Below are 25,041 nucleotides of genomic sequence, written 5' to 3' on the forward strand. Positions count from 1 at the left end.
CCGGCTCCACGGTGAGCTCGGTCACGTTCCACCCGAGGAGTATGAAGCCAACTACTACCTTCACAACATCCTGGAACCGCAGGTCACAGCACAGAACATGAGTCTCTAACCAACCCGGGGCGATTCAGATCACGCATCACGGCGTCGGTGCCCTGGGTGGCGTTGAGCCCCCAGGCGATGGTGTGGCGCACCACCACGTGGGCGGGCAGTTTACGGCTGCGTAGCTCGGTGGTGCCGGTCTGGGCCAGCACGTCCTCGATCTGATCGCGGGGGTAGCAGGCGGCCAGCACTCCCAGGTCGAGGTGGTCGGTCAATCGGCCCTGGGCAGGCGCATCGGGGGTGGGCATGAAGAGCACGATAGCGGCTCAGACAGCACTTCCCAACACACTCCGCTGATCAGCACAAACAAACAAACTTAGCGGCATTGGGTCAAGGTGGAGCGCCGTTGACGCGCGAAGCGCTCGATGGCGACGACCTTGAGGCGCGTAGCGGAGACGGCCACAATCGGGCGGCGGGAAAGGAGGACACCCCAGACCAACAAGGCAACCCCCACCAGAGCAGGCACCCCAAGCCAACAAGGGAACCCCAACCCAGAGTAGGCAACCCCAAGCCAACAAGGGAACCCCAACCAACACCAGGGCACCGCTCCGGGACATCCCCTGCCCTCACCCTTGGAGCAGCCTCCAACGCTCTCGGCCACCGGAGGATTCGACCTTGATGTGGACGTGAACCGGCCTTCCAGGAAGGACATCGAAGGCCTTCTCACCGCGGTAGAATACTCGGCGCACATCGGCCCCTAACCGAGACCAATTAGCTCGGATGATGTGACTCCCGGCGGAAAAGAGGCCCACTTCCCGTCCGCACCCACCACTCTTGCCAACTGGCCTTGATGGCTATCCTGGCCGTAGGGACCGAAGTGCTGCACAACGGCATGCGGTATGGGTTTTCTGACCCGACCGGTCCCGTGCACTTCGCTCCGAGGCAGGCGAACGTCCGGCGACATTCTTTTCCTCGCACATGTGGTCGATGGCGCCACCGGTGATGTGGCCAAAGAATAGTCCTCGCCGAACCATACGTGCGCTCGACTGTTCGGTTCAGTCTTCGCGGACCAGGGTGGGGATGACGTGTTCCGACACTTCCGAGTGGACCTGGTGCAGGCGGGTCTGTACGGCCCTTCTCAGTTTGGCCAGGCATTCCACCAGCGTGATGTCGTCGCCCACTAGGCCACCCTTGGCCACCACCGGGGTTCCGTCGAGGGGGCCGCCGCTGAGGTGGCCGTGGACCGCGAGCGGGACGACCTCGCCGCCCACGTCGAAGGCGTGCACGTCCAACTCGTCGAGCAGGCTGGCGACCAGGTCGCCGCCGGTCAGGTACAGGCCGCTCGGCAGGGCCTGGGCACCCACCGTGTCGGCGAGCTCGTTGACCACGTCGGCCACCAGGCCGGCGATCCTGCCCGGCAGCTCGGCCCTGGCCTGGGGTGGCAGTTCGCGGACCTGCTCGGCGGTGCTGACCACCCGCAGGGCGCACAGTTCCGGGAAGCCCGACGAGGACAGCTGCGCGGTCAGCTCCTCGGCGACCTCGTCAGCGTGCTCGCTGTCCACATCGCTGATCGCCGTCGCGTCGACGTCCACGAAACGCACGGCGCCGGTGCGGGCGACGGTGGCGAGCTGGCTGCGGGTCAGGTCGGTGGTGCTGCCCGCGACCGCGAGCAGCGGACCGCGGGATCCCGCCTGACCGCGCAGGCGGAGGGCGTAGGCGAGCAGGGCGCCCGTGGGCCCCGGGTCGACGGCCACCCAGACGGTGCCGTCGGAGTGGTGCGCGGCAGCTGCGGCCTCGGCGATGTCGGTGAGGTGCTGCTCGCTGCTGGCGTCGCAGACGACGATCGGCTCGTCCCCGGAGAGCAGTTCGGCCGTGAGCATCTCCTGGGTGACCTGGCGGACGGGGACGTGCCGGACTTCGAGGTCGGTCTGGGTCGCGAGGATGTCGGCGACGACGCTGGTGGTCATCGGGAACAGCGGGTCCAACGCGAGTTGGGTGCGTTCCAGCGGCATCCCGTTGAGGAGCTGAACGCCGTCTTCGGTGATCCGTCCGGAGCCGGGGAAGGCCGGGGCGAAGAGCACCCGGACGCGGGTGCCGACGGGAAGCCGGTCGCGGACGGCCTCATAGGCGGCCTCGATCTCGGCGCCGACGTTTCCGCGCAGCGTGGTGTCGGTGCGCTTGACGACCAGGCCTACCGGCCAGACCGCTTCGATGACGTCGGTGACCAGGTCGGCCGCCTGTTCTCCGGGAACGTGGCGGCTGTCCAGGTTGGCGACCACCACGTCATAGTCCCCGGAGACCCTGCTGACGTGTTCTGGGGTCACCGTGGCCACGCGCATGCCGGTGCGGGCGAACCGGGCTCCGGTGGCGTTGGCACCGGTGAGGTCGTCGGCGACCACGAGAACCTGGGCCACGGAGCTTCTCCTTCGGTGTGCGAAATCCCTGGACGAACCACCATCCAACATAGGCCCATGCTGGAGGTGGCGGGGCGTTGTCCACAGGGCCGGTCAGCACGGTTCGCTGGCCGGAAGCCGGGTGGACTACGGGCGCAAGGACTCGGGGGTTTCTAGGCGGAGCTGGAGGCGGGTGAGCTTGTCGTGGGTGAGGGTGCCCGGTTCCGCGCTGAGCATGGTCATTCGCAGGTCGGTGCCCGGCACGGTGAGGGTCTGGCAGTCGAGGTCGAGCACACCGAGTTCTTCGTGGTCGACACGCTTGCGCAGCGTCGCGTGCGGCCGGACGTCGTGCCGCCGCCACTCCGCCGCGAACCCGGGTGTCCGTTCGGCGAACTCCCCGACCAGCTGCCGGAGCGCGGAGTCATCCGGGCGACGGGTCAGCGCCTCGCGCGACTGAGCCGCCGCCTGAGCCTCGAATCCGCCCGCCGATTCCTGGGGCTCCGAGCACACCCTTCCGCCCTGGCTCATCGCCAGCCGCAGCACGTTGCGCTCGGCCGGGGGCAGCGCGCCGAAGTCCGTGACCAGCGATGCCGCCAGGTCATTCCAGGCAAGAATGTCGTGGCGGGCATCGCAGGCGTAAGCGGCGACCGGGCCGAGCCGGTCCAGCAGGGTGAGCACCCCAGGCGGGACCTGTTCCGTCGGGCCGGATCGTGCGGGCGGCGCGTGCCCGGCGAGCCGGGACAGGTGCGCCCGTTCCACCTCTGACAGTTCTAGGGCCCGACCGATCGTGTCGATCACCTGCGGTGACGGGCGCGGCGCCCGGGCCTGCTCCAGCCGCTCGTAGTAGTTCACCGAAACCCCGGCGAGATCGGCGACCTCCTCGCGCCGCAGCCCCGGTGTGCGCCTCGCGCGCCCGCCCGCGAGCTCGGGAAGGCCGACATCGGCCGGGCGCAGGGCCTCGCGGCGGGCGCGCAGGAATCCGCCGAGTTCTCGCTTGTCCACGCTCTCAGCCTGCCACAGGGACGGTCGGCGAGCCACGGACCGCTGGTCCGGGGACAACGCGGCCGTTCCCCCGCGCGGCGTACCCCGCCAGTGTTGCGGGTGACGGACCGGACAGCGGAGGTGGAGATGGACCGATCAGCCGAAGGGGTGTTCCGGCGGATGCTGGAGCTGCTGGAGGCCAAGGACATGGACGGCATCGCCGGGCTGTGGGCCCCGGACGGGACGGCCGAGTTCCCGTTCGCCGAGGCCGGAGCGCCCACCCGGCTGAGCGGGCGGGAGGCGGTCCGCGAATACCTGGCCGGATATCCCGACGTGTACGACCTCACCGGTGTCTCGGAGGTGCGCGTACACCGCACCGTGGACCCGGAGACCGCCATCGTCGAGTTCAGCTCCGAGGGCCGGACGGTGCGTACGGGCGCGCCCTACCGGATGGACTACATCACCGTGATCACGGTGCGGGGCGGGTCGATCACCGAGTACCGCGACTACTGGAGTCCCGTACAGACGGCGCGCGCGGCCGGCGACCTGGGAGTGTTGCGGAAGGGGCTGGAGGCATGACGATCCTGATCACCGGCGGCACCGGCAAAACCGGCCGCCCCCTCGCCGAGACGCTGCGGGCCCGCGGCGAGGACGTGCGCGTGGCCAGCCGCAGGCCCGGCCCCGACGGCGTGCGCTTCGACTGGGCGGATCCGGGAACGTACGCCCGGGCACTAGCCGGGGCTGAGGCCCTGTACCTGGTGCCGCCGCCGCTGGCCCTGGACCCCATGCCGGTGGCCGGACCGTTCCTGACGGCCGCTCGGACCGCCGGGGTCCGGCGCGTGGTGCTGCTCGACTCGCTGGCGGAACTACGCGGTACCCCGGGCGCCGCGGAGCTGAATGACGCCGTGCGGTCGTTCCCGGAGTGGTCGGTGCTGCTGCCGTCGGGGTTCATGCAGAACTTCACCGGTGCGCACCCGGTGGCGGTGGGCATCCGAGAGCGCGGGGAGATCCGCTCGGCGACCGGCGAAGGCCGGCTCGGATGGATCGACGCCGCCGACATCGCGGCCGTCGCGGCGGAAGTGCTGTCGGCACCGGGTCCGGTGGACGGTGAGCACGTGCTCACCGGGCCGGAGTCGTTCGGGTACGCGGAGGCGGCGGCGATCATCGCCGGCGTCACCGGACGGCCGGTGCGCCACACGCCGACCCCGGAGGCCGAGCTGGTCCGGCGCAACCTGGACGCGGGCATGCCGGAGTCCTTCGCCTCAGCCCTGGTCCGGGTGGACACCGACATCGCCAGGGGCAGGGTGGACCGCGTTACGGACACGGTCCACCGCCTGACCGGCCGCCCGCCCCGCACCTTCGCCGAATTCGCAGGTGCCCGCCCGCAGGAGTGGGCCACGACGTGACGGACCGGGCGGGTCCACCCGACGAGGGCTCGCCTCCGGCGGATCCGGAGGCGAGCCCTCGTCCTACCTGGTCTTACCTATCCGTCCTCAACGAGCGCCTTGAGGCGCGGCAGCGTCCTCTCCTTGCCCTCGACGTCCGTCTTTGCCCAGCGGGTGCGCGCAAGCACCGGGCCGATGGGCGAGGCGGAGAAATCGCGGGATCCTCCTCACTCACGTTCGTCACGTATTCGGCTGGGTCCTTGCCCCCGCGTAGGTCCGCACAGAACCAACTAGTTGGGTCTCAATGGTCGAAGCGCTCCCTCCCACACCGAAGGGTCGGGCCTCCCTTCCCGGGAGACCCGACCCTCAGCCGCTTCGTTCCTGTTCAGACCACCGCCGACACCCGGTCAGCGCCCGGGCAGCTCCACGACCGTGTTCGTTCGGGCGCTGCGCTGGGCCGCTTCGATGACTTCCAGCCCGTGGACCACCTCGTGCAGGTCCACCGGCAGCGGCTCTCCCTCGCCGACCGCGTCGCGCACCCCCGCGTAGAACTCCGGGTAGGCGCCGCGCACACTGGGTACGGGTGCGGCCTCGCCGTCGACGGTGAGGACCCCCCATTCGTTCTCCGGGACCGTGCCCCAGTCGGCTGTGTCGGGGCGCTCACCCGCCGCCAGCCTGGCCTCCTGTCCGTCCATGCCCCGGACCGTGAAGGCGGCCTTGTCGCCAAGGACGCGGAACCGGGGGCCGTTCTGTGCGCTGAGCGCGCTCATCCACAGGTGTGACCGGGTTCCGCGGGCGTGGTTCAGGGAGAGGAAGACGTCGTCGTCGGCGTGCACGCCCTCGCGCAGGGAGTCGACCTCCGCGTAGACGGAGGCGACCGGGCCGAACAGGTTGACCGCTTGGTCGATGAGGTGCGGGCCGAGGTCGTACAGCAGGCCCGCGCCGACCTCCGCTCCCCCGCTCTCGCGCCAGGTCCCCTTGGGTTGGGGGCGCCACCGCTCGAAGCGCGACTCGAAACGGTGCACCCGGCCGAGGGTGCCCTCCTCGATGATCTGCCACAGGGTGAGGAAGTCCGCGTCCCAGCGGCGGTTCTGGTAGACGGTGAGCACGTGCCCGAGCTTGTCCGCGAGGTCGGTGAGCTCCCTGGCCTGTCCCGCGGTGAGCGCGAAGGGCTTGTCCACGACCACCGCCATCCCCGCCTCCATAGCGGCGCGGGCCAGCGGCGCGTGGGTGTCGTTGGGGGTGCTCACGACCGCGATCTCGTAGCGTTCGGCGTCGGCCCACAGGTCGGCGGCGGTGGGGTACACCGCGATCCCCGGGTAGCGCTTCTGCGCGGCCTGCTGGCGTTCGGGCGAGCGGGTGACCACGGCGGACAGACGCAGCCCGGGCACCGCGTCGATGAGGGGAGCGTGGAACACCTCGCCGCCCTTGCCGTAACCGATCAGGGCAACGTGCAGTTCAACCATGCCCCCAATGTACGGCGCCCTGACCGTGGCGGCGTCCACGACCTGGTCATCCTCGGAAAGCGACCCGCGCGGCTTCCAGGGCGGTGGTCCGGTAGGCGGCCCCGAACAGGCACACGTGCACCAACAGCGGGTGCAGTTGGTGCAGGGCCACCCGGCCGCGCCAGCCCGACGACAGCGGAGCCACCTCGTTGTAGGCGTCGCGCACCCGGTCCAGGTAGGGCAGGCCGAACAGCGCCAGCATCGCCAGGTCCGCCTCACGGTGGCCGCCGTGCGCGGCGGGGTCGATGAGGACTGCGTCACGGTCGCGCCAGAGCACGTTGCCGCTCCACAGGTCCCCATGGATCCGGGCCGGCGGTTCGGGCTCCCCGGCCAGGTCCTCGACCGCGTCCACCACCTTTTCGATCGCCCGGGCGTCGGCGGGCGTCAGCGCACCCTGGTCGAGAGCTCTGCGCAGGTAGGGGCGGAGGCGCTGCTCAGCGTAGAAGCGCGGCCAGGCCCGGGCGGGGGTGTTGTCCAAGGGCAGCGGCCCGATGTAGCCGGGCCAGTCCGCGCCGAAGGTGTCCGCCCCGGTCAGGTGGGTCCCGGCGAGCTGTCGGCCCAGCCGCTCGGCCGCGCCCGTTGAGGGCTCGCGCTGCTCCACCAAGGGCAGCACCAGCAAGTGGTCGTCCCAAGCCATCGGGGAGATCACCGGCGATCCAAAGCACCTGCCCAGCCACTCCAGGCCTCGTGCCTCCGCGGTGAGTACGCCCGTGAGCCCGTCGCCCCGCGACATCGACTTGACGAACAGCCTGGTGCCGTCGTCCAGCTCGGCGTAGGACAGCGTCCAGTCGTGGCTGTCCCCGGCCCGGGCCGCGCGCCGGACCTCCCTGCCGAGCAGGGCGGAGACGCGTTCGGCGAGTGTGCCCGTCAGCGGATCCCGGCGCGGCCGGTCCTCCCCGCCGCCACCGGGTCTCCAGGACCTCACGATCGGCTCGTCCACGTACTCAGGTCCGCAGCCGGGTGACGAGTTCTCCGGTGAGGCCCTTGGCGGCTGCCTCAACCATGTTCAGGACGGCGGTGAACCCGTCGTCTCCCCCGTAGTACGGGTCAGGGACCTCGGGGTTGGGGCCGCTCGCGGGTGCGAAGGAGCGGAACAGCCGTAGCCGGGAGGGGTCGAAGCCGAGCGCTGGGCCCTCTTCCTCGGCGGAACGGCGCACGTCGGCGAGGTTGTCCAGGTCCATGACCAGGACCAGGTCCCGGGTGGCGAGGTCCTCGGGGTCGAATTGGCGGGCGGTGTGGTTCGTCAGGTACCCGTGTACGCGCAGTGTGGAGGCGGCGCGGGGGTCCATGGCACCGCCCACGTGCCAGTCGCCCGTGCCGGAGCTGTCGACCTCGACGAGATCGCTCATTCCGGCGCGTTCGAGGTCCGCGGCGAGCACCTTCTCCGCCATGGGCGATCGGCAGATGTTTCCCAAGCACACGACGCTGACGCGGTAGGGGCCAGTGGGGTCACGCGGTTCCGGCAGGCTCATATCCCCAACCGTAACGAAAAACCTCGCCACACACCCGATCCGGCGCGGTGCGCGCGGTCCCCGTCCCCCAAACATCGGCCCGGGCCGCCCCGTGTTCCTCGCCCGGGGTCAGCTCTTGGGGAGGCGGACCACGGTCACGAAGAAGTCGTCGATCTGCCGCACGACCCGGATGAACTGTTCGAAGTCCACCGGTTTGGGCACATAGGCGTTGGCGTGCAGGCGGTAGCTGCGCAGCACGTCCTCCTCGGCCTCCGAGGTGGTGAGGACCACGACGGGGATGTGCGCGAGGTCGTCGTCGCTCTTGACCTCCTCCAGTACCTCCCGGCCGTCTTTGCGCGGCAGGTTGAGGTCCAGAAGGATCAGGTGGGGGCGGGGAGCCTCGGCGAACTCGTCCTCCCGACGCAGGAAGCGGAGTGCTTCGACGCCGTCCGAGACCACGTGCAGCCGGTTGCCCAGCTTGTGTTCCTCGAACGCCTCCTTGGTCATCAGGACGTCACCGGGATCGTCCTCGACCAACAGCACCTCAATGGGATGCACCAACATGACCTCGCTCAAGCTTCCAGACCCCTATACGGGCCCGCCCCACGATCGGGGGGAGCCGTACCGCCAGTTCCACCGGGCAGGGGACGCTCGTCCCCCTCGGGTTCGTGACCTTGGGGGACCCCGGTCTCCGGCCCGACGGCGCTGGATTCTCGTGTGGCCGTCGGAGCCTCGTCCGCGGGGGCGGACTCGGCAGCCTCGGTTCCCTCTTCACTTTCGACGTCGGCGACCGTCCCGGTTTCCTCCGCTTCCTCGACGGCAACCGATTCGCTCGCCTCCGCCTCAGTGTCGACGGGCAGGGTCCAGCATATGCGGGTTCCGGTCCGCCCTGAGTCGGCCCCGTCAGCGGTTTCGGCCTCCTGAGCGCCCTCCGGCCCCGTGTCCAGCCACATCCGGCCACCGTGGAACTCGATGATCTTCTTGCACATGGCAAGGCCGATGCCGGTCCCGGTGTACTTTTCCCGGGTGTGCAGGCGCTGGAAGATGACGAAGATCCGCTCGGCGTACTGCGGTTCGATACCGATCCCGTTGTCCGCACAGCAGAAGACCCACTCGTCGCCCTGGCGCGCCAAGCTGATGTTGACCTTGGGTGCCTCCTCGCCGCGGAACTTGACGGCGTTGCCCACCAGGTTGAAGAACACCTGCGTGAGCAGGGTGCGGTCGCCCTGGACGGTGGGCAGGTCGTCGCCGGTGACTTCGGCGCCCGCCTCCTCCAGACGCCTCTCCAGGCTGCTCAGGGAATCGTCCAAGGCCACGTTCAGGTCGACCGGAGCGAAGTTCTTGGTGCGTCCCACCCGGGAGAAGGCCAGCAGGTCGTTGATGAGGGTCTGCATGCGCTTGGCGCCCTCGACCGCGAAATCGATGTAGGAGTCCGCGCGCTCGTCCAGCTGTCCTTGGTAGCGGCGCTGGAGGAGCTGGCAGAAGCTCGCGACCTTGCGCAGGGGCTCCTGGAGGTCGTGCGAGGCGACGTAGGCGAACTGCTCCAGTTCGAGGTTGGAACGGCGCAGCTCCTCGGTCTGGTGTTCCAGGAGGGTGGACTGTTCCTGGAGCTTGCGGCGCGCGGAGGCCACTTCGTCCAGGTCCTGCACGATGCGCTCGCGCATGGCGTCCACGTCCTGGCCCAGCTGGACGATCTCCGGTGGTCCGTGTAGCGAGATCCGGTGGGCGTAGTAGCCCTCGGAGACCTGGCGCATGTGACCGGCCAGGTCCTCCAGCGGGCGCAGCACCCACTGCTGGAGCATCACCCAGAGGAAGACCGACAGGAACACCACCACGAGGCCGACCAGTACCAGGAGTGCCACGACCTGCTGTGTGGCCAGGGTGAGCCCGCTCTGGGCCTCCTGGATCTCGCTCTCGAGGTGGTTGGTGGTGGCGTCGGCGGCCCGGTTGAGCTCCAAGAAGAGCACGCGGCCGCGCTGGAGGTCCTCCTGGCTCGGGCTCTCCCCAACGCGGACCTCCTCGAGGATCGGCTCTGCGAACTCCTCGTTCCACACGTCTCCGGCCTCGATCAACTCCTCGACCTTGGGCGCGACGTCCTCGTTCTCCTCGGCGAGGGTGGTGAGTTCCCCCCGGTACTCCGCGAGGGACATGCGCTGCTCGACGAAGGGCTGGAGGAACTCGCGGTCGCCGGTGAGGATGTAGCCGCGCAGGGCGTGGTCCTGGCTGAGGTAGGCCGAGCGGGTCTGCTCGACGGTGCTCAGCCCGGGTGTGAGGGAGTCCACTTGGAGGGCCAGGGAGTCACGGGCCTGGAAGGCGGCGACGGTGATGACCGAGACGGCCACGACCAGGACGACGGCGACGACGGTCAGCAGGCTGGTGACCCGGCGCCGCAGACTCCAGGAGTGCCGGTTGGAGTGCAGGCGGTGACCCGTGGCGCCGTTGACGAACGTGGCCCCGCCGACGGACGATGCGGCCCCTTCTCCCTCACCGGGGCCCGGGGCCGACCCCTCACCGGGCTCGGAAGCGGTGTCGGAGTCGGTGTCCATAGTGCGGTGTTCCTCCCCGGTGGGGCTCACTCCGGCTCTCCGTGGGTGATGAGCAGCATCGCCACGTCGTCCTGGAGCGGGCCTCCGTTACTGCGCTCCGCCTCGTCCACCAGGTGTTCGGGCAGGTTGTTCAGCGCCTCATCGTGGGCGAGCGTGCCGTTGACCATACGGCGCAGTCCCGCGACCTCCAGCCGCGCGGGCGGTCCGCCGTCGTAGGCGTCGACCAGACCGTCGGTGTAGAAGAGCATGCTCGTGCCTTTGGGCAGCACGATCTCGGTCGACTCGTGTTGATCGACCGGGAAGACGCCCAGGGGCGGCTGAGGGACGGCCTGGATCTCCTCGGCGGTGCCGCCGGAGACGATCATGGGCGGCGGGTGGCCGAGGACGCGCACACGGGCCCGGTCGCTCCCGGTGTCGAGGCTGGCCATGCACAGCGTCGCGTACATCTCCTCCTGCGCGCGTTCGCTGACCAGGAGCTCCTCCAGATTGGGCAGGACCCGCTCCTCGGGGACACCGCTCATGACGAGGGTGCGCCAGGCGATGCGCAGGCTGACCCCGAGAGCGGCCTCGTCGGGGCCGTGCCCGCTGACGTCGCCGATGATGACGTGCGTGGTGCCGTCCTTCTCGACCGCGTCGTAGAAATCGCCGCCGACCAGGGCGCGCTTGCGGCCCGGGCGGTAGTAGGCGCGGTGGCTGAGGGGTGAGCGCGCGAGCAGGACCTGAGGCAGCAGGCCGCGCTCCAAGCGCATGTTCTCGCGGGCCCTCATGCGCGCCTCGCGCAGCTGGCGGGCGTTCTCGTCGGCGCGGCGCCGCTCCAGGGAGTAGCGCAGGCTGCGGGCGAGGAGGGAGCCGTCCACCTGGCCCTTGACCAGGTAGTCCTGGGCGCCGGCGGCGACCGCGGCGATGCCTTCGTGTTCGTCGTCGAGGCCGGTGAAGACCACGACTGCGGCGGAGGGCGCGGTACCGAGGACCTCGCGCAGGAGGTCGAGGCCGTGCCCGTCGGGGAGGTTGAGGTCGAGCAGCACGCAACCGCGGAAGTCGGAGAGGTGTTCCCGGGCCGCTTTGAGGGTCGACACCCAAGTGATGCGCGTGGCAAGTGCGGTGTCCGCAAGGAGTTCCTCGGCGAGGAAGGCGTCGCCGGGGTCGTCTTCGATCAGCAGGACATCAACTGATTCGACGGTTGCCTCCACCCGGTCGTCCAGGACGGTGTCGTCACCCAGGGCGGCGCTGCCGGATGTGGCAGCACCGTCAGCGGCTCGGGCCGCTCCGTCACCGATCACCGTCACGGGATCGTGCCCTGTTCTCCTGGTATCCACTCATCGCCTCAAGGTCCGTGGGTCCGTGGGGCGCGCTGTCATGCCGGGGTCTGAGGCGGCCGCCTCGACTCCTCCCGGCGTTTCGGACCGCACGACAACCAAACGATAAACGCCCTGACGACCAGTTGACCAGCAGTCAAGACGAGACACATCCAACGCCGGGGCTGGAACCGCCTATTGGCGCGCGCGTCGGAAAGCCCGGCCCGGTCGGTGCTCTCGGCGCGGCAGGCGGTTGCACACGTGGTCAGAGCATGCGCGTGCGCGTGCGGGGGCACGCGCAACCTGTGACGCAGGGCACTCCGAATGGGCCTTTTATCCCTTTTTAAATGACAGTGTGTCGTATCCACCTTGACAGCACCGGCCACCTAAATGACATGATGTCATAAAGCCCGGCGAACGGAAGGTGGAGAGAGCCGATGAGCGCCACGGCCGAAGCCGTCACGACTGCGGAACCCACAGCCCCCCAGCTGTTCTCCGAACGGCTCAAGGCCGCCACCTGGGGTGACCACGAGGCCGCCGAGCACCACGGATTCACCGAGGCCCTCCTCGACGGCGAGCTCCCCCTCGCCGGATACACCGCGATGGTCGCGCAGCACTACTTCGCCTACGTGGCACTGGAGCGCGTCGGCCGCGCACTCGCCGACGACCCCGCCGCGGGCCGCTTCCTCCAGCCCGAGCTCGAGCGCGTGCCCGCGCTGGAGGCCGACCTGGAACACCTGCTCGGCCCCGAGTGGCGCGACCGGATCTCCCCCAGCCTCCCCACCAAGACCTATGTGGCACGCATCGAGCAGATGGCCGACCAGCCGGCCGGGTTCGTCGCCCACCACTACACCCGCTACATGGGGGACGTCTCCGGCGGCCAGTTCATCCGCCGGATCGTCGCCAAGGCCTACGACCTCCCCGACGGCGCGGGTGTGGCCTTCTACGACTTCGGCGCCCTGGGCAGCCTGCCGAAGTTCCGCTCCGGGTACCGCGAGCGCCTTGACTCGCTCCGGCTCGACGAGGGGACCGCCGGCTTCCTCGTCCGCGAGACCCGCCTCGCCTACCAGCTCAACACCGAGGTCCTGGCCGACCTCGGCAGGCGGCACATCTGAGCCGAACCCGACTCTCCCCCCGGCCCAACCCGGCCCTCCCCGAAGCCGGGACGCGCCCCAGGCCCTGGCGGTCCAGCGTGCCGTTCGGGCCTCCTTGGCGTGCCACCATAGGAGTCATGCCCAAGATCACGGCTCCGACCATCGCCGCTCACCGTGCCCGCACACGGGACCGCATCATGGACGCCGTCGACGAGCTGATCAGGTCACAGGGGATCGACCGGGTCTCCATGACCGACGTGGCCAACGCCGCGGGCATCACCCGAACCGCGCTCTACAACTACTTCCCGGACAAACCCGCGCTGCTCCTGGCCTTCACCGAGCAGGTCAACAGCGAGTTCGTCGAGCGGTACAAGCGCGAACTCCCCTCGGGGGTGTCAGCGGCCCGGCGACTGTCAGCCTTCGTACGCCTCCAGCTGGAGGGCATCGTCGCGCATCCGCACCCGCCCGCCGCCGAGCTGGGCGCCAGCCTGGGCCCGGACGCCTACCAGGCCCTGGCCGCGCACGTGGCCCCCATGCAGCGCCTGCTCACCGAGATCCTGGAAGAGGGGACCGGGGCCGGGGAGTTCGACCCGCTGCCCGCCGAACGCGTCGCGGGGCTCACCCTGTCCATGGTGGGGTCCCAGCGGCTGCCGCTCGTGAACGGTGACATCGACCTCAACGACACCCACGACCTGGTCACCCGGTTCGTGCTCCGCGCACTCGGGGTGGTGCCCGAAACCGTAGACACCATTCTCCCCAAACCCGACGGCGACACCACCCAGGGTAGCGACTCCTGAACCCCCGGAGATAAGGGTCCGGCCCTAACCGGACCTGACCGGGAACGGTCACCGGAGATCCGCATGAACGCAGGGGGCAAGGGAACGACCGGCTCTGCCCGCCCCCTAAGTCCACCCGACCGTGACCGAGCCCCGTTAGGCCCTCCTCTACGTGTCCCTCATCATGATCGCCGTCGGCGCCGCCCTGGTGTCGCTCGCCATGTTCAACAAGGTGCCCCGCTTCGTCCCCGGAACCCCGAACGAACCACGATCGGGCGGAGGGGTCGCCACCGCACAGCGCACCGGCGCACCGCCGCGGCTGCGCTTGGTGTCCGCCCGGCTCACCGAGCAGGGCCGCGCCGTGTTCACCGCCGTGGGCGGGAGTGCGCTGATCGTGGCGTTCTTCCTCAGCCTGTCCGGGCTCTGACCGGCAGCTCCGGAAGCCCACCGCGCCGAGGGCCGTTCACCTCCGGGACCAACGGCGCCGGGGGCCGACGGCCCGGCCGCGCCCACCCGCCCTGCGCAGCAACAGGCTGCCCACGGCCGTGACCGCGATGCCGCCGGTGACCGCGGCGACCGTGGCTACCCGCTCCCGCAGCTGGGAGTTGCGGTGCGCGGTGATCTCCGCGACCGCCCGGTCCGTGGCGTCGAAGGCACCCCCGCACAGCACCGCGTCGAGCTCGGTAGCCCGCCAGCGCGCGTTCCAGCTGCTCAGGTTGGCCAACCCGCCGGGGCCCGGTGCCGTGCGCGGTTTCCAGCGCACCGGCTCGCCCTCCGGCACGTCGCCTTGGAGGAAGCGCGGCGGCGGCCCCGAGTAGCGCAGCTCGCCGGGCGCGTTCGCGATCATCTCCACCAACAGCTTGGCGCATGCGCGCGCGTCGCCCAGGGCGGTGTGCTGGCCGGTCGGCCACTCCCCGCTGAGCAGGTGGGAGGCGCGCGGCAGCGAGTACCGGTGGAGGTCGAGCTGGGAGCGCAGCGCCCTCAGAGTGCACAGCCCCGACTGGCCCTTGGGCAGGCCCGCCGCCACCAGCTCGGAGGCGAGGAAGCGCTCCTCGAAGTCCAGGTTGTGGCCGACCACCACCGCGCCGGAGATCAGCCGGGCGACCGCGGGAACGACCTGCGCCACGCGCGGGGCGCCGATGACGTCGCCCTCGGAGATACCGTGGAACTCCTGGCCGCTGATGGGCGCCCGGGGGTCCACCAGGGTGCTGAACTCCGCCACGACCTTCCCGTCGCCGCGCACGCGCACCACGGCGATCTCGACCAGCCGCGCGCCGTCTTCCGGTACCAGACCGGTCGTCTCGACGTCGATGACCGCGTACTCCAGGTCCGCCGCCCGCGTGCCGACCCTTCTGCGGGTCAGTGCGCCCTTCCGCAGCGTTCCCATGGTTCGTCCCACTCCCTGTGTTCCGCCCGGTCTCCGGGCAGCTGTCACCACCGGCAACGACCTTACTGCCCGTGTCCGACAACGTCGGACCACATACCTACCGACGGGAAGAACGCACGGTGTGTGTACGTTTTGACCCGTGCCCGCAGTCAGCGGGCGAGTACAACGGCCTCAACGGCGAGGAGATGCCCCATGACCCAGGCCCCGCTTCCCAGCTACGTCCCCCTCGCGGAGGTCATCCGCTCCGGGATGCGTGAGAGCGTGCACTACGGAGCGGTCGTCGGGCTGTCCGCCGACGGCACGATCTCCTACGCGCGCGGGCCCGTCCACGACGCCATGTTCCCCCGCTCCTCCGCCAAGCCCTTCCAAGCGCTGGCCATGCTGCGCGCAGGAGCCCCGCTGAAGGGCACCTCCCTGGCGATCGCCTCGGGCAGCCACGGGGGCGAGGACTTCCACGCGGCCGAGGCAGAGAGCATCCTGTCCGGCGCGGACCTCACCGCTGACGACCTCCAGTGCCCGACCGACATCCCGGGCGGCCCCGCAGCCCGCAAGGCCTTCCTCTCCGCCGGGCGCTCCCCGGAGCGCCTGCTCATGAACTGCTCCGGCAAACACGCGGGCATGCTCGCCACGTGCGCTGCCCGGGGGTGGAGCACCGACGACTACCTCGACCCCGAACACCCCCTCCAGGTGCTCGTGCGCGAGACCATTGAGGACGTGTGCGGCGAGCGGGTGGCGCACACCGCCGTCGACGGCTGCGGTGCGCCCCAGCTCGCCGTCAGCCTGGTCGGCCTGGCCGAAGGGCTGCGGCGGATGCGCCAGTCCCCCGAGGGCAGCCCCGAGCGGACCGTCATCGACGCGATGAGCGCCCACCCCGAGTACGTCTCGGGCACCGACCGCATCGACACCGTGCTGATGACCCGCCTACCCGGCCTGGTTTCCAAAATCGGTGCGGACGGCGTCCTGGTCCTGAACGCGCCCACGGGCGAAACCGTCGCCGTCAAGATCAGCGACGGGGACGCCGAGACGCGCTCGCGGGTCCTCGTGGCCCTCACCGCCCTCCAAGCCCTCGGCGTGGACGTCGCCCCGGTCAGCGAGTACCTGACCACCGATGTGCTGGGCGGCGGCCGACCCGTCGGCGAGGTCCGCGCTGTTTAGAGTTTGGGCCTCCGCCCGCCGCCCGCAGCGGGCCCCAGCAGCCCCCTGAGCCAGTGTGCGAACAAGCCAGAGTGCGCAGTCGAAGAGGAAGAGGAAGCACGGTGTCGGACACCCCGAACGAGATCGTCATCGCCGGAGCGGGCATGGCCGGGCTGCATGCGGCGGAGGCCCTGCGCGAGCACGGGTTCGAGGGGCGCCTGACACTGGTCGGCGAGGAACCGCACCGGCCGTATTCGCGCCCCCCGCTGTCCAAGGAGGCCCTCACCGGGGTCGGGATGGACCCCGCGCCCGGGGATCCCGGGTGGTTGGTCGGGCACCGGGCCCTCCGGCTGCGCGACGACGCCGTGGTCGACGGCCTCGACCTGGACTTCCGTCCGAACACCCGGGCCGCCGGGCTGGACCCGGCCGCCCGCGAGCTGCGCGTGGTCGGGCCCGGCGGTGAGGGTGCACTGCGCTACGACGGGCTGATCGTGGCCACGGGGGCGCGGGCCCGGCGCCCGGGGACCGACCTGGCCGGGGTGCACGTCCTGCGGACCTTGGACGACGCCGAGGCGGTGCGCGCGGCCTTCGGGTCCACCGGACACCTGGTGGTGGTCGGCGCCGGGTTCGTCGGCGCGGAGGTCGCTGCGAGCGCCCGCGCGGTGGGCATGGAGGTCACCTTGGTCGAGGCCGCGGCCACCCCGCTGACCAGGGTGGTCGACCCCAGGATCGGGGAGGTCCTCACCGACCTGCACCGCGAGAACGGCGTGGACGTGCGCCTGGGTGCGGGCGTGACCGCGTACGAGGGCGCGGGCCACGTGGAGCGGGTGCGCTTGGCGGACGGCTCCGCGATCGAGGCCTCGCTGGTGGTGGCCGGTGTGGGTGTGCATCTCAACACCGAATGGCTGCGCCGTTCGGGCGTCGAACTCTTCGGCGACGGTGCGGTGGTGTGCGACGAGTTCTCCGCCACCTCCGTGCCCGACGTCTACGCGGTCGGCGACCTGGCCAACTGGCCGCACCCGCGCTATGGCGGCCGGATCCGGCTGGAGCACTGGACCAACGCGAGCGAACAGGGTGAGGCGGCCGCCCGCAACCTGCTCGCCGGGTCGGGGCGGACGCCCTTCACACCTGTGCCGTATTTCTGGTCCGACCAGTACAAGAAAAAGGTTCAGCTCCTGGGGCAGGGTGCGCCCGCGGATCAGGTCACCTTCGTGCACGGGTCACCGGAGGACCGAAAATTCGTGGCGTTCCTGGGGCGCGGGGGGATGCTCACCGGTGTCCTGGGGCTGCGGTCCACCCCGCGCACCATGCGTTACCGCGGCCTGCTCGAGAACCCCACCACCTGGGATGAGGCCCTGACCGCCGCGGGGATTACTCAGTCACGGTGATGGCGGCCTTGGGGCACATGCGCTCCGCCTGGCGGACGCGCTCGTGGAGCTCCTCGCCGGGCTCCTCGGTCAGGAGGTAGAGGAAGTCGTCATCCCTCACCTCGAACACCTCCGGGGCCACCCCCATGCACAGAGCGTTGCTCTCACACTGGTCGAAATCGACCTCGACGCGCATACTGCCTTCTTTCGTCCGAGGGCTCTCGCCCTGGGGTCTACGGGTGGCCCCACCCTAATAAGGGGTCGGCCGAACCTCCCGAACCACGGGGGTTCCCGGCCGTCCCCTCAGCGGTTCGCCCGCGACATTTTCCGGCCATCGGGCGAACCGGGGCCGATCCTGCGCTGTCGTATCCGCCAGACACCCCCGGCGGGAACGGCAGGAAAGGCGTGGCATGGACGGCTACCGAATAGACCGGCAAGAAGTGGCGGAACCGGCGGACCAGGCGGACTCGGCGGAACAGTTCGACGAGGACCGGCAGGGGCCGGACGGCGCCCAGGCACCGGACGAAGGGCGGGAAGGTCGGCCGGAGGGCGAACAGTGGGCCGCGGACCCCGAAGCGGACTGGCGCCAACACCCGTACTTCCAGGAGCACTACACGCCGCCGCCGCACTACGCGCAGCCGCTGCCCCCTTGGCCCCCGCCCCCGCGGCCCAAGGCTCCGCTGCCGCAGGCACCGGTGTGGCTGCCCCTGGCGGTGCTCGGTGTCGGCACGGTGGCGCTGTTCCTGGCCACGCTCAGCCGACCCGGGCTCGGGCTGGTGATCACCGGCGTGGTGGCCGGGTTGACCGCGCTCACCGCGCTGCTGGTGCGTCCGGCGATCCCCGAGGGCGCCGAACCCACCGCCGATTCCGCTGACGGCTCCGGCCCTGAGGAAGAGGACCGGGCCGAGGACGCCCGTGAGGACCGGACCGGGGACGGGTACCAAGCCGAATCCGAGGGCGCGGAAGAGCCAGAAGTCGAGGACCGGGACCAGGCCAAGGACGAAGTCCAGACCGAGGACACGGGGTCGGACGAGGACCGGGACGCAGATGCGGGCCCGGACGCGGAGCAGGTCGCGGAATCCGACAACCGCGAACCCGGACCGAACACCGACCGCTACCGGTACGCGTGGTCGGCGGTCTACGGGGTCCTCTCCGCGGTGCTGTTGGCCACCGCGGCCGTACGGGACGCGGATTGGGTCCTCGTGTGGACCCTGCTCGGCTCGTTCGTCCTCGCCTCACTGGCCTTCGCCGTGCACAACCCCGCCGCGCGCCGGGGCCCAGTCGCGGTGGCAGCGGGGGCGCTGGCGCTGCTCCGCAACGTCCCGGCCGTCCCGGCCTTCCTGGTCCGGCCGCTGGCCCGCCTGAAGGCGTCGAACCGGACTTTCGTGCCCGCTCTTGCCACCGCGGGCGCGACCTTCGGCCTCCTGGTGGTCTTCGGGGGCCTGTTCGCCTACGCGGACCCGGTCTTCTCCAGCCACGTGGAGAACCTGTTCACCTCGTTCTCCTTCGACGTGAGCGCCCTGCACCCGGTCGGGGCGGTGCTCGTGATGCTGTTCACCGGGGCCGCGGTCCTGGCCGCCCGACGCCACCCGAACCCCAAGCCCGTCACGGCCTCCGCGCCCAAGCCGGAGTGGATTGCCCAGCAGTGGCCGACCTGGACGTGGAGCTTCCCGCTCGGTGCGCTGGCCGTCCTCTTCGCTGCCTTCCTGGTGGTCCAGGCCACCGCCATGTTCGGCGGCGAAGACCACGTGCAGCGGGTCGCCGGGATGACGTACGCGGAGTACGCCCGCCAGGGCTTCTTCCAGCTGGTGGTGGTGAGCCTGCTCGTCTTGGGTGTGGTGGCGCTGGTGGTGCGGTTGGTACCGGACCGCCCTTCGGGCACCCGCTTGCTGCGCAACGCCGTGCTCGGTGTGCTGTGCGTCCTGACCCTGGTCATCCTGGCGTCCGCCATGATGCGGCTCCAGCTGTACATCGACGTGTTCGGACTGACCCGGATGCGGGCCACGGCCGAAGCGTGGATCGCGTGGAGCGCGCTCGTGTTCGGTCTGGTCATCGCGGTGGGTGTGCTGAACACGCTCGGCCGTCCAGCCCGTTGGCTGCCGCGTGTCACGGTCGCCGTGGGGGCCGCGGCCCTGGCCGTGTTCGCCTACAGCAACCCCGACCTGCGGGTCGCCGAGAGCCACCACGAACTCGATCTCGCCGACATCGACACCCGGTACCTGCAGGGAATGTCCGCGGACGCGGTTCCGGGGCTGCTCGGACTCGAGGGTGACGACCAGGCCTGCGCCATGGAGCGGATCGGGGTCCGGCTTGCGGAGCCCGACCCCCTGGCCGAACTGAACCTGTCCCGTGAGCGGGCCAGGGGGCTGCTGTCCGACGAGGAGTACGCCCATCTGCAGACCGACCGCGACGAGAACCCCTGCTCCTTCACCATCAGGGGCTATTAGGGGCACACAGCGGGACACGCACGAGGGCCCGTAGCGCGCTCAGGGCCCTCGTCCGTACGGTGCCCGTCCGCTACGCGGCGAAGCGGTCGGTGGCCTCGAGGAGCCGGTCGAGGATCCCGGGCTCACTGAAGGCGTGGCCCGCGTCGTCGACGATGTGGAACTCCGCCTCCGGCCAGGCGCGGTGCAGGTCGTAGGCGGTGCGCACCGGTGTGCACACGTCGTAGCGGCCCTGGATGATCACGCCGGGAATGTGGCGGATGCGCTCTGCGCCCTCGATGAGCTGTTCCGGGGTGAAGAAGCCCTTGTTGTGGAAGTAGTGGTTCTCGATCCGGGCGAAGGCCAGCGCGTAGTCCTCGTCCGCGTGGTGTTCGCGCAGCGCCGGGTTGGGCCGCAGGGTGATCGTCGAGCCCTCCCACACGCTCCACGCCCGGGCGGCCTCCAGCCGCACGTCGCGGTCCGAGGAACCCAGGCGCCTGGCGTAGGCGGAGATGAGGTCGCCGCGCTCGTCCTCCGGGATGGGGGCGAGGTAGTGCTCCCACAGGTCCGGGAAGAGGTTCGAGGCGCCCTCCTGGTAGAACCAGCGCAGTTCCTGGTCGCGCAGGGTGAAGATGCCCCGGACGATCAGCTCGGTGACGCGCTCGGGGTGCTTCTGGGCGTAGGCCAGGGCGAGGCAGCTGCCCCAGGATCCGCCGAAGACCTGCCAGGCATCGACGCCGATCATCTCGCGCAGGCGTTCCATGTCCTCGACCAGCGCCCATGTGGTGTTGGTGGACAGGTCGACGTCCATGCGGCTGGCGTGCGGGGTGGAGCGGCCGCAGTTGCGCTGGTCGAACAGGAGGATGCGGTACTTCTCCGGGTCGAAGAGCCGGCGGTGGTCGGGGGTGCAGCCACCGCCCGGGCCGCCGTGCAGGAACACCACGGGTTTGCCCGAGGGGTTGCCGCACAGCTCCCAGTAGACGCGGTGCCCGTCGCCGACGTCGAGCATGCCCGTGTCGTACGGCTCGATGGGCGAGTACAAGGTGCGCAAGGCGTGGACCCTTTCGTGCTGTGGTTGGTCTCCGAGATGGTCCTGCCGGGACGGCTCCGGTCCCGGAACCGGTCCGGAACCGGGCTCAGGTCCGCCGTGGGGCCGAGGTCAGAGCCGTTCCAGGAGCTCGGCCTTCTTGGTACCGAACTCGTCGTCGGTGAGCAGGCCTTCGGCGTGCAGGCGCCCGAGCTCACGGATCTTGGTGAAGATCGCGTCGCTGTCCTCTGCGGGGGTGGCGGCGGCGAGGGCGGCGGGTTCAGGCTCGGCGTGCGCGGCCAGCCCGATGTGGGTGTTGACGGTCGCCGCCACCAGGAGTGTCTGCTCACTGCCCTTGGTACCGTGCGAGGCGAGGGTGAAGAAGTCGTTCTCGATGTCGGCCGCCTCGGGGATGGTCACCCCGCGCAGGACCACACGCAGGAACCCCTCCGTCAAGTCGAGCGGCGGGTTCCACCGAAGGGACTCGATCTCTGAGAGCGGGAACTCGCGGGACTCCTCCTGCCCCTTGGCGGTGCTCGCCATCCAGCCGTCCCACTGGAACCGCACGTTCTTTCCGTCGAAGGTGGCCGAGCCCTCTCCGGTGCGGGCCTGGACCGGCAGCCTCGCCACCAACCCCTGGGCGACCTGTTCCGGGCCGGGCGGGGCATCGAGGGTCTCGCGGGCGTAGCGTGCGGACTCGGCGATCCGGTCGGCGTGGTACTCGGCAACCAGCTCCCGGTCGTGCGGCCCGGTCAGCACCAGGGGTGTGGGGGTGTTGGCGACACCCGTCGTCACCAAGCGCACGTAGGGGTCGGCCCCGTCCATCAAGTGAAGCCGGAGCCGCCACCCGTGCTTGCGGTCACCGGGGTCGAACTCCACGTCTCGCACGGCAGCCAGCGGCACGGAGCACTGGCCGAGGGCCTTGAGCAGGGCGGGAACCTTGCGTCCGACCCCGAAGGTGAAGCGCACCGTCTCGTCGTCGAAACGCCAGATCCCGTGGTGTCCGTGCAGTTCCTCCATGGATCATCATCCTAGACGGACACGCGGCCCCCGGAGTAACCCCGCGGGCCGCGCCCTGCAGCGCGGCCAGGGGTCGGGGCGCCCCGGAACGGGTAGAACCGCAGAGGCACACCCCGTCCCGCCGCCCTCTCGTGGTGGGGGCCCGTGGGCGGCGCGCTCGGCGCCCCGCCCCCGAACCGGAGGTCTTCGATGTCGAAAGAGCTGTCCGAGGGAGCACGGGAGTTCCGCGCCGCACGCGACCTCCTCCTCAAGCACCGGGAGGACCAGGAGACCGCCGGCAGGGAGTTCGAGTGGCCCCGGCCGGAACGGTTCAACTGGGCCCTGGACCACTTCGACCTGGTGGCCGCCTCCCGCCCCGACCGGACCGCGGTGTGGCTGGTGGAGAGCGACGGAACCGAAGCCCACCACACCTACCGGGAGCTGTCCGAGCGCTCCAACCAGGTCGCGAACTGGCTGATCGGTCAGGGCGTGCACCCGGGCGACCGGATCATGCTCATGCTCGGCAACCAGGTCGAGCTGTGGGAGACGATGCTGGCCGCGATCAAGCTCGGCGCCGTCATCACGCCGACCGCGACCAACCTGTCCGAGGGCGACCTGGTGGACCGGCTGGATCGGGGCGACGTCGCCCACGTCATCTGCTCCCCCACCGAGACCGAGCGGTTCGAGCACTTGAAGGGCCACTGGACACGCATCTGCGTGGGATACATGGACGGGTGGCTCAGCTACCCCGATTCCGAGCACGCGGGTCTGGACTTCCGCCAGCCGCACACCACGGGGCCCGACGACCCCCTCCTGCTGTACTTCACCTCCGGCACGACCTCGCGGCCCAAGCTGGTCACGCACACGCAGAGTTCGTACCCGATCGGGCACCTGTCCACCATGTACTGGCTCGGGGTCCAGCCCGGAGACGTGCACCTGAACGTCTCCGCTCCCGGCTGGGGCAAGCACGCGTACAGCAGCGTGTTCGGGCCGTGGAACGCCGAGGCCACGGTGCTCGTGGTCAACCAGGAGCGCTTCGACCCCGCCTTCCTGCTGGACGCGGTGGTGCGCTGCGGTACGAACACCATGTGCGCGCCGCCGACGGTCTGGCGGATGCTCGTCCAGGCCGACCCGGGCCGGTGGGAGGTGGGGCTGCGCGAGGTCCTGGCTGCGGGCGAGCCCCTCAACCCGGAGATCGTGGAGCGGATCCGGGAGGCGTGGGGGCTGACCGTCCGCGACGGGTTCGGGCAGACCGAGACGACGCTGCTCATCGGCAACGGCCCCGGGCAGGAGGTCGTCCCGGGTTCCATGGGGCACCCGATGCCCGGCTACGACATCGTCCTCGCGGATCCGGTCACCGAGGAGCGTGCGGACACGGGGCAGATCTGTGTGGACCTCGCCAACGAGCCCGTGGGCGCGATGCGGGGGTACTCGGACAATCCCGAGCGCACGCGCGAGGCGACCCGCAAGGGCCTCTACCGCACGGGTGACATCGCCACCCGGGATTCGCGCGGCTACATTACCTATATCGGCCGGATCGACGATGTGTTCAAAGCCTCCGATTACCGGATCTCACCATTTGAACTGGAAAGTGTTCTTCTGGAACACGAATTCGTGGCCGAGGCGGCGGTCGTCCCCTCCCCCGATCCGCTGCGCCTCGCGGTCGCCAAGGCGTACGTGGCGCTGGCCGAGGGCGCGGCCCCCGACAGCGAGAGCGCGCGGGCCGTCCTGGCGTACGCGCGCGAACGGCTGTCCCCGCACAAAAGGGTCCGCCGTCTGGAGTTCACCGAGCTACCCAAGACCGCCTCGGGTAAGATCCGACGTGTACAGCTGCGGCAGGCCGAGGCCGAACGCGGCACGGTCACCGACGGCACGCGCAACCCGCGCGAGTTCTGGGAGGACGACCTCCCCGGGTTGAAGGACTGACCCCTCGATCCCGGCAGGACCTTCGGCGGGAATGGCCACCACGTAATTTTCGTCTCACAAGATGAGACGTTCTCTTCGGCAATGCGCCGGTGTGGCTTTTCCCATCTCCCGTGCCCCGTCGAAATGCCGACGCGAACGCTTCGCGCGTGACCGGCCGCGCTACGGTTTTCATGCCACACGAACAACATGACGGGACCTAGGGGAGACGATGACGAGCACGAACGACACGCGGGTGGCGAGCTACAGGCCGCTCATCGCACCCCAGGACCTGCTCTCCGAGCTGCCGATGAGCCCCGAGAGCACTGCTCTGGTGGAGAACTCGCGCAACGAGGTCAAGCGCGTCCTGGACGGCGAGGACGACCGCCTCCTGGTCGTGGTCGGCCCCTGCTCCGTGCACGACCCCGAGTCGGCCCTGGACTACGCCCGCCGCCTCCGGGACCTGATCCCGTCGGTCAGCGACGAGCTGTGCGTGGTCATGCGCGTGTACTTCGAGAAGCCCCGCACCACGGTGGGCTGGAAGGGCCTGATCAACGACCCCGGCCTGGACGACACCTACGACGTGCACCGCGGCCTGCGCACCGCCCGCAAGCTGCTGCTCGACATCAACTCCCTGGGGCTGCCCTCGGGCACCGAGTTCCTCGACCCGATCACCCCCCAGTACATCGCCGACGCGGTGTCCTGGGGTGCGATCGGCGCCCGCACCACCGAGAGCCAGGTGCACCGCCAGCTCAGCAGCGGCCTGAGCACCCCGGTCGGCTTCAAGAACGGCACCGACGGCGACGTCCAGGTGGCCGTGGACGCCGTGGGCGCGGCGGCCGCCTCCCACACCTTCTTCGGCGTGGACCCCGCCGGAGCGGGTTCGGTCGTGGTCACCGAAGGCAACCCGGACTGCCACGTCATCCTGCGCGGCGGGCGCAGCGGCCCCAACCACGACCCCGCTTCGGTGGGCTCCGCCCTGGACGTCATCGAGGGCGCCAAGCTGCCGCGCCGCCTGATGATCGACGCCAGCCACGCCAACAGCGGCAAGGACCACGTCCGCCAGGTGGCGGTCGCCCAGGGCATCGCCGCCCAGGTCGCCGAGGGCCAGAAGGGCATCACCGGCGTCATGCTGGAGAGCTACCTCGAAGAGGGCGCCCAGAAGCTCGGCGACCCCGCCGAACTCACCTACGGCCAGTCCATCACCGACAAGTGCATGGGTTGGGACACTACCGAGGGCGTGCTCGCCAACCTCGCCGACGCCGTGCGCCAGCGCCGCAAGAACGCCGTCTGAGGCACACCGGACGCCGTGGGGCCTGACGCTCGCGCCAGGCCCC

General features: G+C 70.3%; 23 protein-coding genes. 10 read left to right on the top strand and 13 right to left on the bottom strand.

The features are described 5' to 3' along the window. Window positions 1–83 precede the first annotated feature (83 nt). The 3 genes from ACYVDG_RS29355 to ACYVDG_RS29365 all read right to left on the bottom strand — a co-directional run bounded on the left by ACYVDG_RS29355 (window position 84) and on the right by ACYVDG_RS29365 (window position 3,434). A complete protein-coding gene (locus ACYVDG_RS29355; RefSeq protein WP_460761697.1) occupies window positions 84–347 on the bottom strand; it encodes a transposase domain-containing protein in 264 nt (87 codons plus the stop codon). A 747-nt stretch (window positions 348–1,094) separates the two neighbouring features. Next, window positions 1,095–2,453, bottom strand: coding sequence for a four-carbon acid sugar kinase family protein (locus ACYVDG_RS29360; RefSeq protein ID WP_460761700.1), 1,359 nt, complete (start codon window positions 2,451–2,453; stop codon window positions 1,095–1,097). A 126-nt stretch (window positions 2,454–2,579) separates the two neighbouring features. Beyond that, window positions 2,580–3,434: a helix-turn-helix transcriptional regulator gene (locus ACYVDG_RS29365; protein ID WP_460761703.1), complete on the bottom strand. Its 855-nt coding sequence runs from the start codon at window positions 3,432–3,434 to the stop codon at window positions 2,580–2,582. Window positions 3,435–3,560: 126 nt separating this feature from the next. On the opposite strand from ACYVDG_RS29365, the gene ACYVDG_RS29370 reads away from it, so the two are divergent. Together ACYVDG_RS29370 and ACYVDG_RS29375 are read left to right on the top strand one after the other, a co-directional pair. Continuing rightward, window positions 3,561–3,992, top strand: a complete 432-nt coding sequence (locus ACYVDG_RS29370) for a nuclear transport factor 2 family protein (RefSeq protein ID WP_460761705.1) — start codon at window positions 3,561–3,563, stop codon at window positions 3,990–3,992. Beyond that, on the top strand, window positions 3,989–4,819 hold the full coding sequence (locus tag ACYVDG_RS29375) for a Rossmann-fold NAD(P)-binding domain-containing protein (RefSeq protein ID WP_460761708.1): 831 nt from the start codon (window positions 3,989–3,991) through the stop codon (window positions 4,817–4,819). Before ACYVDG_RS29370 ends, ACYVDG_RS29375 begins: the two co-directional genes overlap by 4 nt. A 386-nt stretch (window positions 4,820–5,205) precedes the next feature. Here the strand turns inward: ACYVDG_RS29375 and ACYVDG_RS29380 are convergent, their stop codons facing one another. The 6 genes from ACYVDG_RS29380 to ACYVDG_RS29405 all read right to left on the bottom strand — a co-directional run bounded on the left by ACYVDG_RS29380 (window position 5,206) and on the right by ACYVDG_RS29405 (window position 11,586). After that, on the bottom strand, window positions 5,206–6,264 hold the full coding sequence (locus ACYVDG_RS29380) for a Gfo/Idh/MocA family oxidoreductase (RefSeq protein WP_460761712.1): 1,059 nt from the start codon (window positions 6,262–6,264) through the stop codon (window positions 5,206–5,208). Window positions 6,265–6,310: 46 nt separating this feature from the next. Beyond that, the gene (locus ACYVDG_RS29385; RefSeq protein ID WP_460761715.1) at window positions 6,311–7,243 is read right to left on the bottom strand and encodes a fructosamine kinase family protein; all 933 of its coding nucleotides are present in this window, start codon (window positions 7,241–7,243) and stop codon (window positions 6,311–6,313) included. Between the two features lie 4 nt (window positions 7,244–7,247). After that, window positions 7,248–7,775: a low molecular weight protein-tyrosine-phosphatase gene (locus ACYVDG_RS29390; RefSeq protein ID WP_460761720.1), complete on the bottom strand. Its 528-nt coding sequence runs from the start codon at window positions 7,773–7,775 to the stop codon at window positions 7,248–7,250. A gap of 108 nt (window positions 7,776–7,883) precedes the next feature. Next, entirely contained in the window at window positions 7,884–8,318 is a 435-nt protein-coding gene (locus ACYVDG_RS29395; protein WP_460761798.1) for a response regulator, read from the bottom strand. Between the two features lie 8 nt (window positions 8,319–8,326). Beyond that, window positions 8,327–10,300, bottom strand: a complete 1,974-nt coding sequence (locus ACYVDG_RS29400; protein ID WP_460761725.1) for a sensor histidine kinase — start codon at window positions 10,298–10,300, stop codon at window positions 8,327–8,329. 26 nt (window positions 10,301–10,326) lie between these two features. Beyond that, window positions 10,327–11,586, bottom strand: coding sequence for a PP2C family protein-serine/threonine phosphatase (locus tag ACYVDG_RS29405; RefSeq protein ID WP_460761731.1), 1,260 nt, complete (start codon window positions 11,584–11,586; stop codon window positions 10,327–10,329). A gap of 446 nt (window positions 11,587–12,032) precedes the next feature. Here ACYVDG_RS29405 and ACYVDG_RS29410 point away from each other — a divergent pair, with 446 nt between their 5' ends. The 3 genes from ACYVDG_RS29410 to ACYVDG_RS29420 all read left to right on the top strand — a co-directional run bounded on the left by ACYVDG_RS29410 (window position 12,033) and on the right by ACYVDG_RS29420 (window position 13,892). Beyond that, a complete protein-coding gene (locus ACYVDG_RS29410; RefSeq protein ID WP_460761736.1) occupies window positions 12,033–12,710 on the top strand; it encodes a biliverdin-producing heme oxygenase in 678 nt (225 codons plus the stop codon). A 116-nt stretch (window positions 12,711–12,826) separates the two neighbouring features. Then, a complete protein-coding gene (locus ACYVDG_RS29415; RefSeq protein WP_460761739.1) occupies window positions 12,827–13,486 on the top strand; it encodes a TetR/AcrR family transcriptional regulator in 660 nt (219 codons plus the stop codon). 151 nt (window positions 13,487–13,637) lie between these two features. Then, window positions 13,638–13,892 (top strand): hypothetical protein, encoded by a 255-nt coding sequence (locus tag ACYVDG_RS29420; RefSeq protein ID WP_460761743.1) that lies wholly within the window; start codon window positions 13,638–13,640, stop codon window positions 13,890–13,892. A 36-nt stretch (window positions 13,893–13,928) separates the two neighbouring features. Here the strand turns inward: ACYVDG_RS29420 and ACYVDG_RS29425 are convergent, their stop codons facing one another. Then, window positions 13,929–14,852, bottom strand: coding sequence for a 3'-5' exonuclease (locus tag ACYVDG_RS29425; protein ID WP_460761748.1), 924 nt, complete (start codon window positions 14,850–14,852; stop codon window positions 13,929–13,931). A gap of 192 nt (window positions 14,853–15,044) precedes the next feature. Here ACYVDG_RS29425 and ACYVDG_RS29430 point away from each other — a divergent pair, with 192 nt between their 5' ends. Further along, entirely contained in the window at window positions 15,045–16,007 is a 963-nt protein-coding gene (locus tag ACYVDG_RS29430) for an asparaginase (RefSeq protein ID WP_460761755.1), read from the top strand. A gap of 101 nt (window positions 16,008–16,108) precedes the next feature. Beyond that, window positions 16,109–17,374 carry an NAD(P)/FAD-dependent oxidoreductase gene (locus ACYVDG_RS29435; protein ID WP_460761759.1) on the top strand — a complete coding sequence of 422 codons (1,266 nt, stop codon included), beginning with the start codon at window positions 16,109–16,111 and terminating at the stop codon, window positions 17,372–17,374. On the opposite strand, the gene ACYVDG_RS29440 is transcribed toward ACYVDG_RS29435, so the two are convergent. Continuing rightward, complete coding sequence (locus ACYVDG_RS29440; protein WP_460761763.1) at window positions 17,358–17,549, bottom strand: ferredoxin; 192 nt, start codon at window positions 17,547–17,549, stop codon at window positions 17,358–17,360. The two genes, ACYVDG_RS29435 and ACYVDG_RS29440, sit on opposite strands and share 17 nt — an antisense overlap. A gap of 214 nt (window positions 17,550–17,763) precedes the next feature. Here ACYVDG_RS29440 and ACYVDG_RS29445 point away from each other — a divergent pair, with 214 nt between their 5' ends. After that, window positions 17,764–19,800 carry a DUF4153 domain-containing protein gene (locus ACYVDG_RS29445; protein ID WP_460761766.1) on the top strand — a complete coding sequence of 679 codons (2,037 nt, stop codon included), beginning with the start codon at window positions 17,764–17,766 and terminating at the stop codon, window positions 19,798–19,800. A 70-nt stretch (window positions 19,801–19,870) separates the two neighbouring features. On the opposite strand, the gene pip is transcribed toward ACYVDG_RS29445, so the two are convergent. Together pip and ACYVDG_RS29455 are read right to left on the bottom strand one after the other, a co-directional pair. Further along, complete coding sequence (gene pip, locus ACYVDG_RS29450) at window positions 19,871–20,827, bottom strand: prolyl aminopeptidase (RefSeq protein ID WP_460761769.1); 957 nt, start codon at window positions 20,825–20,827, stop codon at window positions 19,871–19,873. Between the two features lie 108 nt (window positions 20,828–20,935). Then, entirely contained in the window at window positions 20,936–21,823 is an 888-nt protein-coding gene (locus ACYVDG_RS29455; RefSeq protein WP_460761774.1) for a DUF4429 domain-containing protein, read from the bottom strand. 189 nt (window positions 21,824–22,012) lie between these two features. Here ACYVDG_RS29455 and ACYVDG_RS29460 point away from each other — a divergent pair, with 189 nt between their 5' ends. Next, entirely contained in the window at window positions 22,013–23,728 is a 1,716-nt protein-coding gene (locus ACYVDG_RS29460) for an AMP-binding protein (protein ID WP_460761777.1), read from the top strand. 208 nt (window positions 23,729–23,936) lie between these two features. Then, window positions 23,937–24,998, top strand: coding sequence for a 3-deoxy-7-phosphoheptulonate synthase (locus tag ACYVDG_RS29465; protein WP_460761780.1), 1,062 nt, complete (start codon window positions 23,937–23,939; stop codon window positions 24,996–24,998). Window positions 24,999–25,041: the final 43 nt, after the last annotated feature.

This window comes from Nocardiopsis oceani (assembly GCF_054777395.1).

What these genes read in the sequence shown, in the direction of transcription:
- ACYVDG_RS29410 (WP_460761736.1), top strand. Translation starts at nt 12,033, where the DNA reads ATGAGCGCCACGGCCGAAGCCGTCACGACTGCGGAACCCACAGCCCCC.
- ACYVDG_RS29430 (WP_460761755.1), top strand. Translation starts at nt 15,045, where the DNA reads ATGACCCAGGCCCCGCTTCCCAGCTACGTCCCCCTCGCGGAGGTCATC.
- ACYVDG_RS29370 (WP_460761705.1), top strand. Translation starts at nt 3,561, where the DNA reads ATGGACCGATCAGCCGAAGGGGTGTTCCGGCGGATGCTGGAGCTGCTG.
- ACYVDG_RS29415 (WP_460761739.1), top strand. Translation starts at nt 12,827, where the DNA reads ATGCCCAAGATCACGGCTCCGACCATCGCCGCTCACCGTGCCCGCACA.
- ACYVDG_RS29465 (WP_460761780.1), top strand. Translation starts at nt 23,937, where the DNA reads ATGACGAGCACGAACGACACGCGGGTGGCGAGCTACAGGCCGCTCATC.
- ACYVDG_RS29380 (WP_460761712.1), bottom strand. Translation starts at nt 6,264, where the DNA reads ATGGTTGAACTGCACGTTGCCCTGATCGGTTACGGCAAGGGCGGCGAG.
- ACYVDG_RS29455 (WP_460761774.1), bottom strand. Translation starts at nt 21,823, where the DNA reads ATGGAGGAACTGCACGGACACCACGGGATCTGGCGTTTCGACGACGAG.
- ACYVDG_RS29425 (WP_460761748.1), bottom strand. Translation starts at nt 14,852, where the DNA reads ATGGGAACGCTGCGGAAGGGCGCACTGACCCGCAGAAGGGTCGGCACG.
- ACYVDG_RS29440 (WP_460761763.1), bottom strand. Translation starts at nt 17,549, where the DNA reads ATGCGCGTCGAGGTCGATTTCGACCAGTGTGAGAGCAACGCTCTGTGC.
- ACYVDG_RS29395 (WP_460761798.1), bottom strand. Translation starts at nt 8,318, where the DNA reads ATGTTGGTGCATCCCATTGAGGTGCTGTTGGTCGAGGACGATCCCGGT.
- ACYVDG_RS29460 (WP_460761777.1), top strand. Translation starts at nt 22,013, where the DNA reads ATGTCGAAAGAGCTGTCCGAGGGAGCACGGGAGTTCCGCGCCGCACGC.
- ACYVDG_RS29400 (WP_460761725.1), bottom strand. Translation starts at nt 10,300, where the DNA reads ATGGACACCGACTCCGACACCGCTTCCGAGCCCGGTGAGGGGTCGGCC.
- ACYVDG_RS29355 (WP_460761697.1), bottom strand. Translation starts at nt 347, where the DNA reads ATGCCCACCCCCGATGCGCCTGCCCAGGGCCGATTGACCGACCACCTC.
- ACYVDG_RS29375 (WP_460761708.1), top strand. Translation starts at nt 3,989, where the DNA reads ATGACGATCCTGATCACCGGCGGCACCGGCAAAACCGGCCGCCCCCTC.
- ACYVDG_RS29390 (WP_460761720.1), bottom strand. Translation starts at nt 7,775, where the DNA reads ATGAGCCTGCCGGAACCGCGTGACCCCACTGGCCCCTACCGCGTCAGC.
- ACYVDG_RS29445 (WP_460761766.1), top strand. Translation starts at nt 17,764, where the DNA reads ATGGACGGCTACCGAATAGACCGGCAAGAAGTGGCGGAACCGGCGGAC.